Annotated in this window: 19 protein-coding genes; 8 read left to right on the forward strand and 11 right to left on the reverse strand. The window is 60.2% G+C overall.

The genetic code is table 11. The annotated features are described in order from the left end of the window. Window positions 1–295 precede the first annotated feature (295 nt). Together PI739_RS15670 and PI739_RS15675 are read right to left on the reverse strand one after the other, a co-directional pair. Window positions 296–1306, reverse strand: coding sequence for an AI-2E family transporter (locus tag PI739_RS15670; RefSeq protein ID WP_003368896.1), 1011 nt, complete (start codon window positions 1304–1306; stop codon window positions 296–298). A 188-nt stretch (window positions 1307–1494) separates the two neighbouring features. Further along, window positions 1495–1785: a PsiF family protein gene (locus PI739_RS15675; RefSeq protein ID WP_003368898.1), complete on the reverse strand. Its 291-nt coding sequence runs from the start codon at window positions 1783–1785 to the stop codon at window positions 1495–1497. A gap of 152 nt (window positions 1786–1937) precedes the next feature. Between PI739_RS15675 and PI739_RS15680 the strand changes: the two genes are divergently transcribed. Further along, the gene (locus PI739_RS15680) at window positions 1938–2819 is read left to right on the forward strand and encodes a DMT family transporter (protein WP_003431760.1); all 882 of its coding nucleotides are present in this window, start codon (window positions 1938–1940) and stop codon (window positions 2817–2819) included. Here PI739_RS15680 and PI739_RS15685 read toward each other — a convergent pair. Further along, the gene (locus PI739_RS15685) at window positions 2816–3049 is read right to left on the reverse strand and encodes a hypothetical protein (RefSeq protein WP_003368905.1); all 234 of its coding nucleotides are present in this window, start codon (window positions 3047–3049) and stop codon (window positions 2816–2818) included. The genes PI739_RS15680 and PI739_RS15685 overlap by 4 nt on opposite strands. A 310-nt stretch (window positions 3050–3359) precedes the next feature. Between PI739_RS15685 and osmE the strand changes: the two genes are divergently transcribed. Further along, complete coding sequence (gene osmE, locus PI739_RS15690; RefSeq protein ID WP_003431761.1) at window positions 3360–3698, forward strand: osmotically-inducible lipoprotein OsmE; 339 nt, start codon at window positions 3360–3362, stop codon at window positions 3696–3698. 66 nt (window positions 3699–3764) lie between these two features. Here the strand turns inward: osmE and PI739_RS25085 are convergent, their stop codons facing one another. Next, window positions 3765–3851, reverse strand: coding sequence for a small membrane protein YohP (locus tag PI739_RS25085; RefSeq protein WP_441344152.1), 87 nt, complete (start codon window positions 3849–3851; stop codon window positions 3765–3767). Between the two features lie 210 nt (window positions 3852–4061). Here PI739_RS25085 and PI739_RS15695 point away from each other — a divergent pair, with 210 nt between their 5' ends. After that, window positions 4062–4601: a ferritin-like domain-containing protein gene (locus tag PI739_RS15695; protein WP_003431762.1), complete on the forward strand. Its 540-nt coding sequence runs from the start codon at window positions 4062–4064 to the stop codon at window positions 4599–4601. A gap of 178 nt (window positions 4602–4779) precedes the next feature. Here PI739_RS15695 and PI739_RS15700 read toward each other — a convergent pair whose 3' ends face one another. Further along, window positions 4780–6846 carry an AsmA family protein gene (locus PI739_RS15700; protein ID WP_096104906.1) on the reverse strand — a complete coding sequence of 689 codons (2067 nt, stop codon included), beginning with the start codon at window positions 6844–6846 and terminating at the stop codon, window positions 4780–4782. A 223-nt stretch (window positions 6847–7069) separates the two neighbouring features. On the opposite strand from PI739_RS15700, the gene PI739_RS15705 reads away from it, so the two are divergent. The 5 genes from PI739_RS15705 to PI739_RS15725 all read left to right on the forward strand — a co-directional run bounded on the left by PI739_RS15705 (window position 7070) and on the right by PI739_RS15725 (window position 10346). Continuing rightward, window positions 7070–7702 carry a TetR family transcriptional regulator gene (locus PI739_RS15705; protein ID WP_002555418.1) on the forward strand — a complete coding sequence of 211 codons (633 nt, stop codon included), beginning with the start codon at window positions 7070–7072 and terminating at the stop codon, window positions 7700–7702. Window positions 7703–7937: 235 nt separating this feature from the next. After that, window positions 7938–8438, forward strand: a complete 501-nt coding sequence (gene ureE / locus PI739_RS15710) for an urease accessory protein UreE (protein WP_003431764.1) — start codon at window positions 7938–7940, stop codon at window positions 8436–8438. After that, on the forward strand, window positions 8435–9109 hold the full coding sequence (locus PI739_RS15715; protein ID WP_003431765.1) for an urease accessory protein UreF: 675 nt from the start codon (window positions 8435–8437) through the stop codon (window positions 9107–9109). The genes ureE and PI739_RS15715 overlap by 4 nt, the downstream gene beginning before the upstream one ends. 21 nt (window positions 9110–9130) lie before the next feature. Continuing rightward, window positions 9131–9748 (forward strand): urease accessory protein UreG, encoded by a 618-nt coding sequence (ureG, locus tag PI739_RS15720; RefSeq protein ID WP_003368915.1) that lies wholly within the window; start codon window positions 9131–9133, stop codon window positions 9746–9748. 25 nt (window positions 9749–9773) lie between these two features. Next, complete coding sequence (locus PI739_RS15725; protein WP_122241528.1) at window positions 9774–10346, forward strand: HupE/UreJ family protein; 573 nt, start codon at window positions 9774–9776, stop codon at window positions 10344–10346. 41 nt (window positions 10347–10387) lie between these two features. Here the strand turns inward: PI739_RS15725 and PI739_RS15730 are convergent, their stop codons facing one another. The 6 genes from PI739_RS15730 to ribBA all read right to left on the reverse strand — a co-directional run bounded on the left by PI739_RS15730 (window position 10388) and on the right by ribBA (window position 14729). Continuing rightward, window positions 10388–10807, reverse strand: a complete 420-nt coding sequence (locus tag PI739_RS15730; protein WP_271352018.1) for an MFS transporter — start codon at window positions 10805–10807, stop codon at window positions 10388–10390. Beyond that, window positions 10804–11421: a GTP cyclohydrolase II gene (gene ribA, locus PI739_RS15735; RefSeq protein WP_003368920.1), complete on the reverse strand. Its 618-nt coding sequence runs from the start codon at window positions 11419–11421 to the stop codon at window positions 10804–10806. Before ribA ends, PI739_RS15730 begins: the two co-directional genes overlap by 4 nt. A 133-nt stretch (window positions 11422–11554) precedes the next feature. Beyond that, window positions 11555–12520 (reverse strand): thiamine-phosphate kinase, encoded by a 966-nt coding sequence (gene thiL / locus PI739_RS15740; RefSeq protein WP_054081933.1) that lies wholly within the window; start codon window positions 12518–12520, stop codon window positions 11555–11557. Between the two features lie 16 nt (window positions 12521–12536). Next, window positions 12537–13034: a transcription antitermination factor NusB gene (nusB, locus tag PI739_RS15745; protein ID WP_003368925.1), complete on the reverse strand. Its 498-nt coding sequence runs from the start codon at window positions 13032–13034 to the stop codon at window positions 12537–12539. Further along, window positions 13031–13507, reverse strand: coding sequence for a 6,7-dimethyl-8-ribityllumazine synthase (ribH, locus tag PI739_RS15750; RefSeq protein WP_002555427.1), 477 nt, complete (start codon window positions 13505–13507; stop codon window positions 13031–13033). The genes nusB and ribH overlap by 4 nt, the downstream gene beginning before the upstream one ends. 130 nt (window positions 13508–13637) lie before the next feature. Beyond that, a complete protein-coding gene (gene ribBA, locus PI739_RS15755; RefSeq protein WP_003368927.1) occupies window positions 13638–14729 on the reverse strand; it encodes a bifunctional 3,4-dihydroxy-2-butanone-4-phosphate synthase/GTP cyclohydrolase II in 1092 nt (363 codons plus the stop codon). Window positions 14730–14741 lie beyond the last annotated feature (12 nt).

The raw sequence follows: 14741 nt of genomic DNA on the forward strand, positions 1-14741 counted from the left end.
GGAATGCCCTTCGTGATGCTCCGCGTCACAGATCGCTGATCTTGTGGGAGCGAGCTTGCTCGCGAAGGCGGATTACCTGACCAATGGGCTTCCAGCGGCTGCACGGGCCTGTTCGTGAGCAAGCTCACTCCTGTAGGGCCGGGGTGTTTTCAAGCCATGTGAATCACTCCCACGGGCGGGAGTGTTTCGAGCCATGTGGATGTTCTGCGGCACCGCAGACGCAGAGCGTCCAGAACTGCATGCCAACGCGGTGAAGTGACAGGCGTTGTTTCGGACGGCTACATGCGCAAGCGCCCTAGACCAACCCTTCCTTCTGCAACTCGCTCTTCAGATACGCATAGTAAATCGGCCCTGCAACCACGCCCGGCAGGCCGAATGCGGCTTCGAACAGCAGCATCGCCAGCAGCAACTCCCACGACTTGGCGTTGATCTGTCCGCCCACGATGCGCGCATTGAGGAAATACTCGACCTTGTGGATCACGATCAGGTAGCCCAGCGCAGCCAGCGCGACCCAGATCGAGATGGACATGCCGACGATGAAGATCAACGTGTTGGACATCAGGTTACCCACCACCGGCAACAGGCCGAGCAGGAAGGTCATGATGATCAGGGTCTTGGTCAGCGGCAGGTGAATCCCGCACAGCGGCAATACGATGGCCAGAAACACCGACGTGAACGCCGTGTTGAGCAGGGAAATCTTGATCTGGGCAAAAACAATGTTGCGAAACGCCCGGCTGACCAGGTACAGGCGATCGAACAGAGCAGCCGCCAGCGGCTTGCGCGCATGCACGTCGGAGATACGCTGCAAGGCAATGATCGCGCCCAGTACCATGCCAATCAGCATGGTGACGAACATGTGCGCCGCCCCCTTGCCGATCAACTGCAATTCGCCCACGTGCTTCTGCAGCCATTGCCCGAGAGAAACCTGAAACTCCGCTGCGCTGGCAGGCAGGTAGGCATCGATGAACGGAGGCAGCTGACCACGAGCGCGGTCGACCAGGGTCATGAACTTGTCGAGCGAGGCGCCCGGATTTTCGGCTTCGTGCAGCACAAAACTGATGGCGCCGGCAAAAATCAGCGTCAGCAGGCTGACCACCAGCGTGCCGAGCAACGCTACGGCCAGCCAGCGAGCACGTTCGCCGGAGATCAGCCGCTGCAGTTTGGGGGTCAACATGTTGACCAGCTCGAAAACCAACAGTCCGGCCAACAGACTGGGCAACAACTTGAATGGCAACACCAATAACAGACCGCCAAATACAAGAATCCAGCTGGCTATTAACACCTGACGCGCAGAAAACGTTGGCATAGACCCTCAACGGGCAACACAAGGAAGGTGGGCAGTCTGCCAGCCTTCTCAGTCCAGAACCAGTGATCAGAAAGCCGGAAAAAACACGCCGCAATCATCTGCCCGATGATCGGCTCGAGAACGGCGCGAAAGTGCAGTGTTTACTGCACCCGCGCCTCTTGCCTGCCGCAAAGATGCCGACTGAAAAATTATTTCTTCTTGAGACAATCGCTCATGAAACTCTTGCGCGCGTCTCCCTTGAGCGCCTGAGTGCTGGCAGTCGCGTTGCAGGTTTTCATCTTCTCCTGCTGGGTCGCCGCTGGCGGCGGTGCCGCTTTAAGGCAAGTGCTCATGAACGTCTTGCGCTCATCGCCCTTCAGCGACTTCGCGCTGGCGTCGGCATTGCAGGTGGTCATTTTGTTCTGCTGCGCGGTCGCAGCGAAACCCTGGGCAGATAACATCAACCCAACGAGCAATACAGGAATACCGAGCTTGTTCATCGATCCACTCTCCAGATCCACTGCACCGGGCGGCACAGACTGAGATTCAGTGTAGTCAGCGTCTGCGCTCTGTGACGGAGCACCCAACATCGCCGCTGGCATTCTCGACAAACAGGCGGATAATTACGCCTCGCTCTAACGATGATCCACTCATGCAATACGCTTTTCCGCTGATTACCATCCTTATCTGGGCGATCAACACAGCCGTCACCAAGGCGTCTGCCGGGGTGATCTTTCCGGCTGAAATTGGCTTTTATCGCTGGGCGCTGGCTGGCTTGCTGTTCACACCGTTCATGCTCGGGCCTGTGTGGGCGAACCGCGCGGCGATCAAACCGGTACTCGGCAAGATTTTCATTCTGGCCGTGCTCGGCACAGCGCTGTATCAAAGCCTGGCGTATTTCGCGGCCAGCCTGACAACCGCCACCAACATGGGAATCATTCAGTCGATGGTGCCGATGATGGCGCTGGGGCTGTCGATAGCCTGCCTCGGCACTCGTCTGACCTCGGGTGCGCTGCTGGGGGCGGTGCTGTCATTCGCGGGAGTGGTGGTCGTGGTCTCGGCGGGCAATCCGGCCGGTCTGATTGAGCAGGGGGTCAATCGGGGCGATGCGATGGTGCTGGTGGCCGCCGCATCGTATGCGGTCTACAGCACGCTGCTGAAGAAGTGGCAGTTGCGTTTGCCGCCCCTGCAGTTGCTTTACGTACAGATCCTGCTGGCGATTATCGTTTTGCTGCCGCCGTTCATGCTGTCGGCGAAAACCGGTCTGAATGCGAACAACATACCGATGGTGCTGTACGCAGCGATTCCAACCTCGATGCTCGCACCCTGGTTGTGGATGACCTCGATCATGCGCCTGGGCCCCAGCCGCACAACACTGTTCTTCAACCTGATGCCCATCGCCACGGCCTTGATTGCCGCGGCGACACTGGGCGAGCAGCTGGCGCTCTATCACCTGTTCGGCGGAGCGCTGACCCTCTGCGGCGTCATCCTCGCGGAACGCTGGACGACGCCGCTGCGATCCAGGGCGGACTAGGCAGTCGCGCTGCCTTCGCTGCCCTCCAGGCTGTGAATCGACACATCGGTGATGCCGGCGGCAAGCGGCAGCCCGGCTTCACCCATTGGCAGCTCGTCCAGTTCTACGTGATGCTTGAGCGCCAGTTCGTGCACCACTTCGATGATGGGCACATCCAGATTCTCGATAATGTCTACGTGGTGCTCGCCGAGCAGGGTGTACTCGATCTCATACAGTTCTTTATCGCTCATCGCATCTTCCTGGCCGTCACTGAGGAGCGGCTGATTAACGAACTACGGTCCGACAACCGATGACCGAGCCCAAGGCCGAGCAAAACGCTCAACCATGCCATCAGATTGACCTCGGCCTTTCGGGAACGTGCGAGGAATATTCAAAGCGCTTTTCATGCCCGATTGTCATGGCGTTCAGGGGGGTCAGCAACGGCCTCAGGGTGGATGCGAGGTACTGCCTCATCGCCATCTTTTTTTCGAACTCTTGAGCCCCTCTTCTGCTCCAAGGCATACCGGGCCAAAACCGGCTCTGACATGTGGAGCAATAACGATGTACAAAAAACTCTTCGCGGCGACCTTTGTATTGGCGACAATGGCTGGCTGCAGCAACACAACCGTGCAGAACCCGGTGGACTACGTCACTTATCGCAACGAGCCGCTGGTCAAGCAGGTCGAGAACGGCATGACGCGCCAGCAGGTCCTGACTATCGGCGGTGAGCCGTCGAGCACTATCGAGCGTAAGGTCAACCCAGGCACTTGCAACAACTACGTCATGAACAAGGACGGCCACAAACAGGTCTACCACGTCAGCTTCAACAGCGACGGCCGTGTGACCAACAAAGGTTTCATGACGTGCGAACAACGCGAGAAGAACGAAAAAGCGATGTAATCAAAACGCAGGCACAAACAAAAAGCCCGAGGCATGAATGCCTCGGGCTTTTTGTTGAATGCGTTTTTAGAAAACCAGCTTGAACAGGGCGATAACCACGACCAGGCCGATCAGAAAGATGATGCCAACGGTGCTTCCCAGGAACTTGAGCATTGTGTATCTCCACGATTTATTTGGGTCTCAAGGTTGGGACCGCGGGGCTCGGCACTCGTTTCTTATATTTTTACATTCAGACACAGCCGTGCGTATCTGTGAAAATCCGATAAAACTTTTTGCCCCCTTCGCTACTCACAATCTTTGCTGATCCTGCCGGGCCACCCACAGAGCGAGACAGCAAAACCTGATGAGTCCTGGAGATAAATGATGAATTCTGCACCGCAATCACAGCTTTCCGATGTAAATACTCTGCGCCAGCGCGCACGCCAGAACGTTGAGGATGGTGCTGTGACTCAAGGCTACAGCGCTGACCGCGAAACGGTCCTGCGCCTGCTCAATGAATCGCTGGCTACCGAGCTGGTCTGTGTGCTGCGCTACAAGCGCCACTACTACATGGCGTCAGGCCTGAAAGCGAGCGTCGCGGCAGCCGAGTTTCTGGAACACGCAGAGCAGGAAGCGCAGCACGCCGACAAACTGGCCGAGCGTATCGTGCAACTGGGCGGCGAGCCGGAGTTCAACCCGGACACCCTGTCGAAGAACTCCCACGCGCAGTACGTGGCGGGTAACACACTGAAGGAAATGGTTTACGAAGATCTGGTTGCCGAGCGCATCGCCGTCGACAGCTATCGCGAAATCATTCAATACCTCGGCGACAGCGACCCGACTACCCGCCGCATCTTCGAAGAGATCCTTGCTCAGGAAGAAGAGCACGCTGATGACATGGCGGATATTCTCGAAGACCTGTAACTCGCGACAGCAAATGAAAAGCCAGGACCTGTGTCCTGGCTTTTTTGTGGGGAAGTATTTTCTCAGGCCAGCGACGTAAACATCGTTCCTCACGCTCCAGCGTGTGAATGCATTTCTGGACGCTCTGGGTCCGGCCAAGTGCGCGCCAACGCGGAGCGCTGGCACGAGAGGTGGAGCGTTACTTCACCGTCTTAGGCGCCTTGCCGGTGCGCATCTGCTCCAGCAGCGGGCCACACTGATTAGGCTCGCTGTCGCCAGTGGCGACCAGCGCCAGCAGGCCTGCAGCAGGGCCTACGGTTGCGCCGAGCAGGACCATGCCGGCTCCGCGCAGCAACAGCGGGCCGGACTGTACGCCTGCGTTGGGCTTGGCGAACGGGCCGTTGACATACAACGGCGAGCGCAGCGAGAACACGCGGAAGCCCTTGGACTCAGGGTTGATCTGCAGGTCCAGTTGCTCGGTCTTCAGGTTCGCAGTGCCGTTGATGTAGATGATGGCGTTCTCGGTATCGAAGACAAACAGCCGACTGGTCGCCAGCCCGTCCTTGATGCCGAAGTCCGAGGCCGCGCAATTGATCTTCACGTCCTTGTCGCCGAACAGCTTGCCAACGACGTAGTTGCCCACGTTGAGCCCGGCAATTTCCATCAGGCCACGACTGATCGCACCGTCGTTCACCAGCATCTTCATTTCGCCGTTGGCAGTCCCCAGCAAGGCTGCAACCGAGTTGCCACGGCCACTGATATCGGCATCGCCGTTCAGCTCACCGAAGCTGGTTTTCATCGGTTCGAAGGTCGGGAACAGTTGCTTGAGCTTGAAATTGCGCGCCGACAGCCTGGCTCTGCCCTGCATCGGTTTGTTTTGCCCGTTGAGGCGAATGTCCGCGTCCAGCTTGCCACCTGCCACCCCAAAACGCAGCGGCTCGAGGCTCAACTGACCATCGTTGAGAACCAGATGGGTGTAGAGGTCAGTGAACGGCAGGTCCGGGCTCTGCACGATGCGCTTGCCGGTGAACTCCACGTCGGCATCCATCGCCCGCCAGCGATCAGTCTGAAACTCCTCGACAGGCAGTACCTTGCCCGAAGGCTGCTTGCTCTCGCCACCGCGCTTTTTCTGCGCGGCATTGGAGTCCGCACCGATCAGTGGCGCGAGGTCACTGAACAGCAATTGATTGGAGACCAGCACGCCACTCAGCTTGGGCCGGGGCTGACTGGCGACGAAGCCCAGGTCGCCGTGGATATCGCTGTTGCCGATCTTGCCGTTGAAGCCTTCGTAACGGAAGTTGGCGCCGGCCGGGTCGTGCAGTTTGGCGATCAGGCGGCCATCGGTGGAGTACGCCGGAGAATCCGGCAGGGTCACACCCGTCAGCGGGTACAGATTGCTCAGGCTCGCGCCGGAAAGCTTGAGGCGCAGGTCCAGCGCGCCCAGGTTCTGTGGATCGGTCAGGGTCCCGGCGATCACCGCATGGGTGTCACCGACCTTCACGTCAGCCTGTACCGGAAACGGTTGATTGGCATCCTTGAGCGCGAGCAGGCCGCCGACCTTGCCGGTGCCGCTCAGCTTCTGACCGTGGTACTGGCCGGTGACCGCCAGACCGAATGCGTAATCCTGCGGTACTGCGCCCTTGTCCTGGGCCTTTTTCGCTTCCTTGCTGCCGACGATTTCACTGAACGGGATCGGCTTGCCGAGCAGGTCGATCACCACGTCCAGGTTGGCGTTGAGCTTCTGGTCGTTGAAGCTCACCTGTCCCTTGTCGAACTTGATCGCGCCGATGTCCATCACCCACTTGGAGGGCTCGGCGTTCGGGTCGGATTTGGGCAGATCGAACACCCAGTTGGCACGACCATCGGCCAGACGCTCGAGTTTAGCCTCGGGTCCGGTCAGATCGATACGCGGGATAACCACTTGCTGCGCCAGCAGCGGCAGCAGCGAGAGACGAAATTCGACGTGCTTGAGGGTCACCATCTGCGGGGTCTTCGACCACTCAGGGTTACCCAGACTCAGGTCGTCAGCAACAAAGTGCGGCGACGGCACCCAGGCACGCCAGCCACCGAGTTCGGGCTCACGCGTCCAGCGCACATCCAGATCACCATTGATGGCGAACGGACGATGCAGCGCTTCGCTGACTTTCGCATTGAGGGTGGGTTTGATGCGATTCCAGTCGAAAGTGACGATCACAATGACCAATATAGCCAGCACCACCAACAACGTGGCACCTGTCCAGGCGAAAATCTTGCGGCTGCGCGTCATGCGTCACTCTCCAGAAAACAGCGCCCCGACCCTGGCGCGCTGAATACGACATGAATGTTCGACTGACAAACGCGCCGAGGGTTTGATTTGAATACGAAAATGCATCGAAGGCCAGCACTCATGCACTATTACTGGTCAAGGAACCTGACTGAAAACCCTTTCGACGCAGGTAAAGCGCATTTGCTAAAGTGCAACCCAGCCTAATCCAAGAATCGTTTGAGCCATGCTGCCCCGCGCCGAACAGAAACAACAGACCCGAAGAGCCCTGCTCGATGCTGCCCACCAATTGATGGAGAGCGGGCGCGGCTTCGGCAGCCTGAGCCTGCGGGAAGTGGCGCGCACGGCAGGCATCGTACCAACCGGGTTCTACCGGCACTTTGAAGACATGGACCAGTTGGGGCTGGCGCTGGTCAGCGAGGTCGGCCAGACCTTTCGCGAGACCATCAGGCTGGTGCGCCACAACGAATTCGCCATGGGCGGGCTGATTCGTGCCTCGGTGAAGATATTCCTCGAACGTGTGGCGGCCAACCGGTCGCAGTTCCTGTTTCTGGCGCGCGAACAATACGGCGGCTCCTTGAAGGTGCGTCAGGCGCTTGGCGCATTGCGCGAAGGCATCAGCGCCGACCTCACAGCCGACCTGGCAAAGATGCCCAAATGGCAGCACCTGAATGCCGATGCCCTGTCGATTATCGCCGACCTGGTGGTCAAAAGCGTGTTCGCGATGCTGCCGGAGCTGATCGACCCGCCGCCCGCCTCGCTCGCCCCGCACCTGACACCTCAGGCGAAGATCACTCAGCAACTGCGCTTCATCTTCATTGGCGCACGGCACTGGCGTGGTCTGGGCAGTCACGATTGAGCGGCGACACGCTCTGCCTGGGGCTGAGATGTGAACCGTCTCACTATTAACTTCACTTCTAGCAACCCAAACGCACCAAATTAAAGCACTATCATGATTACGCACCAAAATAGATCTTTAGTGATCTTGCCGATGCTTGGATCACCTGCCTCTGTCAGCCATTTCCCCGCAAGCTGCACTGTTGGCAAGCCCCTTGCTCTGATTTGAAGCATCGCAATTGGCTGGAAGCTATCTGATGCTGGTGATTCACGACCGAATCGAACCTCAGGCCGAATGGGCCGCCGAGCTGCATTTGAATTTCGAGGCACGCAGCAAAAGTCGACTGCGCTGCTTCAGTGCGGAAAACGAAGACGTTGGCCTCTTTCTGCAACGCGGTCAGTCGCCGCTGCGCGATGGCGAGTTTCTTCAGGCCCAGGACGGCCGCGTGGTGCGTGTCTGCGCACGTCCCGAAAAACTCATGCACGTCACGTGCAGCAGTACTTTCGAACTGACCCGCGCGGCCTATCACCTTGGCAATCGCCACGTGGCCCTGCAAGTCGGCGACGGCTGGCTGCGCCTGCTCGACGATTACGTGCTCAAGGCGATGCTCGACCAACTGGGCGCCACTGTCGAAACCATCGAAGCGCCGTTCCAGCCGGAACATGGCGCCTACGGCGGTGGGCATCATCATTCGCGCGCGGGCGAGGAGGATTTCAACTATCCGCCGCGCATGCACCAGTTCGGCGTGCGCAAGTGAACAGCGCCTGGGCGCTATTGCGCCTGGCCAGTCCGCAGCTGCCTATCGGTGGCTACAGCTATTCGCAAGGGCTGGAAATGGCCGTGGAGCAATCCATTGTGGTGGACCCGCCGACCGCGGGCCGCTGGATCGGCGATCAACTGCTGCTCAATCTCGCGCGCTTCGAGGCCCCGCTGCTGCTGGCTCATTGCGAGGCGGCGGCAGCCGGTGACTGGGGCCAGTTGCTGCAAGTCAGCGAGCAGCATCGCGCCAGCCGCGAGACCCGCGAGCTGCATCTGGAAAGCCGGCAGATGGGCTACTCCCTGCAACAGTTGCTCAATGGCCTGCCTGAACTGGATCGTGAAGCACGCCAGTTTCTGCAGCAGACTGCCGAGCCGCACCTGGCCCTTGGCTGGGCGCTGGCCGCACGCGCCTGGCAGATCAGCCCGCAGGATGCGCTGGCCGCCTGGCTATGGAGCTGGCTTGAAAACCAGCTGGCCGTGCTGATGAAAACCCTGCCGCTGGGCCAGCAAGCCGCCCAGCGCCTGACCAGCGAGCTGTTGCCGTTATTGCAGCAGGCGCAGGTCAGTGCCAGCACACAAGATCCCTGCCATGCCGGCAGCGCAGCCTTTGGCCTGTCCCTGGCGAGCATGGCGCACGAACGTCAATACAGCCGGTTATTCCGGTCCTGATCAGTCCTTATGGAGAACTCAATGAACAGCCAACCTCTGCGCGTCGGAATCGGTGGCCCGGTCGGATCCGGCAAGACGGCGCTGACCCTGGCGCTGTGCCTGGCATTGCGCGACCGCTATAACCTGGCCGTGGTGACCAACGATATCTATACCCGCGAAGACGCTGACTTTCTGGTGCGCAACGAGGCACTGGCCCCTGAGCGCATCATCGGCGTTGAAACAGGCGGCTGCCCACACACCGCGATTCGCGAGGACGCTTCGATCAACCTGGAAGCAGTCGACCAGCTCAATCGCCGCTTCGAAGGCCTGGACCTGATCATCGTCGAATCCGGTGGCGATAACCTTTCCGCGACCTTCAGCCCGGAGCTTTCCGACCTGACCATCTACGTGATCGACGTGTCGGCCGGCGACAAGCTGCCGCGCAAGGGCGGTCCGGGCATCTGCAAGTCCGACCTGCTGGTGATCAACAAGATCGACCTCGCCCCTTTGGTAGGCGCGTCACTTGAAATGATGGACAGCGACACGCGCAGGATGCGTGGCGAAAAGCCGTTCGTGTTCAGCAATCAGAAAACCGGCCAAGGTCTGGAACAGATCATTGCCTTCATTGAGCGCCAGGGCCTGCTGACTGCCGCCGCCTGAATTCACAACCAAAAGGAACCCGTCGATGAACTACAAAAAAGCCCTTGGCGCCCTGGCGCTGTTGCTGGTCCCGACTCTCGCGCTGGCTCACCCCGGTCATGGTGATAATGGCCTGATCGCAGGTATCAGCCACCCGATTGGCGGGCTGGATCATTTGCTGGCCATGCTGGCCGTCGGCTTGTGGGCTGCGCAACAACAAGGTTCGGCACGCTGGGCGCTGCCGTGCACCTTCGTTGGCACCATGCTGATCGGCGGCATGCTGGGCTTTGCAGGTTTGAACCTGCCGGCGCTGGAAAGCGGCATTGCCGCCTCGGTACTGGCTCTGGGCCTGGCCGTGGCATTGGCAGTGCGTCCGCCGCTGGCGCTGGCGGTAGCCGCAACAGCCCTGTTCGCCTTGTTCCACGGCGTAGCGCATGGCCTTGAACTGCCGGAAATGTCCAGTCCATGGGCGTACGCAGCAGGTTTCGTTGCTGCAACTGCGGCCTTGCATGCGCTGGGTTATGCGGTGGTTCGCGTGTTGCCTCAGGCGGCGGCCCCCCTGGTGCGTATCGCCGGTGCAGCCTCTGCGGCAGCGGGTGTCTGGTTACTCGCAGCCTGATGGCGTTTCGCGCTGATCGTGTCCGCTTCAGCAGGGGACGATCAGCGCGAAAGCGCGGGAATGCGGTACAGGTAAAGCAGCACTGCGCTGGCAAACGCCAGCAGGCAGACCGGCAAGGGATGCAGACCGAACAGCACCGCGATGGCGGAGATCCAGGCGGGCAAGCCGGCGGCCAGGAACGCCAGGCGGCGGATGGCAGCGAGTTTGAGCCATGCTGCCGGCTCCTCGGGTGTATCGAGTGCAGCCTGGATGACCGCCAACGCGCGCTTGTAGGCGCCGAAGGGTTTCAGGCTGACGAACATCGAGCCTATCCCGGCGATGAACAGCGGGATCGCCAACACCGGAATGAGCGGTTCGCTGGCACCAAAAAATACACAGACCACCAGCAATGGCGCCAGGGTCAGACCCAGTTGACGCCACCATTGCATCTCCAGCTTTTGACGAACCTCGCTGCGTGTCACGCGGGGCCGACCTCGCTTTGATGTTCGTTGCCCATCATGTGCCCCAGCTTGCCCGCCTTGGTCGCCAGATAAAGACGGTTATGCGGGTTTTGTCCGGTGTGCAGAGGCACGCGCTCGGCGACCCTGATGCCCATGTCGGTCAAGGCTTTGACCTTGCGCGGGTTGTTGGTCATCAGCCGCAACGATTGCACGCCCAGATGCTGAAGCATCGGCAGGCAGATCGCGTAGTCACGCTGATCGGCAGCAAAGCCCAGGCGCTCGTTGGCCTCAACCGTATCGGCGCCGCCATCCTGCAGCTCGTAGGCGCGGATCTTGTTCATCAGACCGATACCGCGCCCTTCTTGACGCAGGTACAGCAGTACACCACGCCCTTCGGTGGCGATGGCGCGCAGGGCAGCCTCCAGTTGAGAACCGCAATCGCAACGCTGACTGAACAGGGCATCGCCCGTCAGGCATTCGGAATGTACGCGACCCAGAACCGGCTCACCGTCCGCCACATCGCCCAGACTCAGGACGACATGTTCACGGCCGGTTGCCGACTCGATAAAGCCGTGCATGGCAAATTCTGCAAAGGGAGTGGGCAGTTTGGAAGCGGCGACAAAGACGACGGGCACCGTGTGCTCCTGATCAGTGTGAAGACTGGAAATTCGCAAGATTTGCATTGTAACAGCAGGTTCCTGCGGACGCTCAGGGTGAATTCTCGGGCATTTAGATCATAAAGTTCGATAGATAGAAGCGCTCATCCGCTCACTGCTCAGCGCCAAAATGCTGGTAGCCGCGCGTGTCGGGCGTGACGTCTTGCCCTGTGTCGTCGACAAGCACGACGCCTTGACCCTGCTCTACCCGGCCAATGACATGCACCGGCCAGCCTTCTTTCAGCAACGCCGACAGGTGTTCGGAAGGCAGCGTGAAGGCCAGGATGTAATCGTCGCCACCGCTGAGCGCGGCCTGTCGGGCAGAGCGCAGATCGAACAAGGTCAGCAACTGGTCGGACATCGGCAGCCGGTCACGCTCGATCACCAGACGCACAGCCGAAGCGCGGGCGATGTGTCCGCAGTCGGCCAGCAGCCCGTCGGAGATGTCCAGTGCGGACGTCGCCCTGCCCCGCAACGCCTGCCCCAGCGCCAGTTGCGGTTGAGGCGACCAGTAGCGGGCCAGCAATGCTTCGGCGATCGAGGGCTCGGCGCTGCGCTGCTTCAATACCAGCGGCAATGCACCTGCACCATCACCCAACGTGCCGCCGACACACAGCAGGTCACCCGCCTGGGCACCCGCGCGGGTCAGGGCTGATCCGGCCGGCACGGCACCGAACACCGTCAGCGTCAGGCTCAAGGGACCGCGCGTGGTATCACCACCGATCAGACGCAGCGAACAGCCTTGCGCCATCTGGTTCAAGCCGCGAGCGAAGGTCTGCAGCCAGTCGGCATCGACCTGCGGCAGGGTCAGGGCAAGGGTGAACGCGACAGGCCGGGCACCCATGGCCGCCAAGTCACTGGCAGACACCGCCAGCGCACGCTGACCGAGCACAAAGGGGTCGCAGACATCAGGAAAATGTACCCCGGCAACCAGGGTATCGGTCGAGATCGCCAACTGCTCGCCGGGCGCCAACGCCAGCAGCGCGCAGTCGTCGCCGATCCCCAAGGCAACTTCCTCGCCCGCCTGCGCACAGGGCGCGGCGGCGAAGTAATTGCGGATCAGCTCGAACTCTCCCATGAAGGTCAGGCGCGAATCAGCGCTTGTGGGCCTTCACTTCGACTTCACGCAGGCGCGGCGCCAGCTTGTCCAGCACGCCATTGACGAACTTGTGGCCGTCAGTGGAGCCGTAGACTTTCGCCAGCTCGATGCCCTCGTTGATCACTACGCGATAAGGCACGTCGATACGTTTGAGCAGTTCGAACGTCGACAGACGCAATACCGCCAGTTCAATCGGGTCCAGCTCTTCGATGGTCAGATCAAGACAAGGCGAAAGAGCAGCATCGATCTCGGTCTGGTTGGTCGCTACGCCGTGCAGCAGCTCACGGAAGTAGGGGCCGTCAACGTTGCTGAAGTCGTTATCGACCCGAAACTGTGCTTCGATTTCGTTCAGCGCGTGGCCGGCCATGTGCCGTTGGTACAGGGCCTGAGTCGCCATCTGACGCGCTTCGCGACGCTTGGCGCTTTTACCCTTGGCGGCTTCCGGCGATTTGGCGTCGCGCGGGTTGAACTGGTCTGTATCGTCGGAAATCACTTGGCCTCCAGCTGCGACAGCAGACTGACCATTTCGATGGCGGACAGAGCGGCTTCAGCGCCCTTGTTGCCGGCCTTGGTGCCGGAACGCTCGATGGCCTGTTCGATGGAGTCGACGGTCAATACGCCGAAAGCGACCGGCACGCCGAATTCCATGGACACCTGGGACAAGCCCTTGACGCACTCGCCTGCCACGTATTCGAAGTGTGGAGTACCGCCACGGATCACTGCACCCAGTGCGACGATGGCCGCGAACTCGCTGCGTTGGGCAACTTTCTGCACAACCAGTGGAATCTCGAACGCACCCGGCGCACGGATGATGGTGATGTCGCTTTCGCTCACGCCATGGCGTACCAGCGCATCAACGGCACCGCTAACCAGGCTTTCCACGACGAAGCTGTTGAAACGGCCAACTACCAAGGCATAGCGGCCCTGGGGGGCGATGAAGGTACCTTCGATGGTCTTCAAGGTCATTCGGTGAGTCTCGTATTAAAGAGCAAGCCCGCCTTGGGGCGGACTTTGAGGGATATTAGGCCACGAATCATGCCTGTCAGGCCAAGACCTGCGAAAAAACCATCTTTCACACGCCCCGACCTGCCGGTATTTATTCGGAGGGCACGTATTCTACAACTTCCAGATCGAAACCGGATATCGCATTGAACTTCATCGGCGAACTCATCAGGCGCATTTTGCGCACGCCGAGGTCACGAAGGATCTGCGAACCAGCGCCGACCGTGCTGTAAGTGGTCGGTGTCTTGATGGGTTGCTGACCGGCGGTTTCGCGAATATGAGCCAGCAAGACATCGCCATCCAGCGGGTGACCGAGCAGCAGCACCACACCGCTGCCCGCCTCGTTAACCGCGCGCATGGCGGCGCGCAGGCTCCAGCGGCCGGGCTGGCTGACCATCAGCAGGTCACGCAGCGGGTCCATGTTGTGCACGCGAACCAGCGTGGGCTCTTCGGCGCAGATGGTGCCCAGGGTCAGCGCCAGATGCACGTCGCCCTCGACCGAATCGCGGTAGGTCACCAGGTTGAAACTGCCCAGTTCGCTGTCCATCGGCTGCTCAGCAATCCGCTGAACGGTACGTTCGTGGATCATCCGGTAGTGAATAAGGTCGGCGATGGTGCCGATCTTGATGTCATGTTGCAGGGCAAATGCTTCGAGTTCGGCACGTCGCGACATGGTGCCGTCATCGTTCATGACTTCGCAGATCAGGCCCGTCGGCTCGAAACCGGCCATGCGCGCCAGGTCGCAGGCCGCCTCGGTATGACCGGCACGCGCCAGGGTACCGCCAGCCTGGGCCATGAGCGGGAAAATATGCCCAGGGCTGACGATGTCTTCAGCTTTCGCGTCCTTGGCAGCGGCAGCCTGCACAGTACGTGCGCGGTCGGCTGCCGAGATGCCGGTGGTCACGCCTTCGGCAGCTTCGATGGAAACGGTGAACTTGGTGCCGAAACCCGAACCGTTGCGCGCTGCCATCAGCGGCAGCTTGAGGGTTTCGCAGCGCTCGCGAGTCATCGGCATACAGATCAGACCACGGGCGAAACGCGCCATGAAGTTGATGTGCTCGGGCTTCACGCATTCGGCGGCCATGATCAGGTCGCCTTCGTTTTCGCGGTCTTCGTCATCCATGAGGATGACCATCTTGCCCTGGCGAATGTCTTCGACCAGTTCTTCGATACTGTTGAGCGCCACGCGGCACCCCCT

The sequence above is a fragment of the Pseudomonas cerasi genome (assembly GCF_027983475.1).
Taxonomy (GTDB): domain Bacteria; phylum Pseudomonadota; class Gammaproteobacteria; order Pseudomonadales; family Pseudomonadaceae; genus Aquipseudomonas; species Aquipseudomonas cerasi.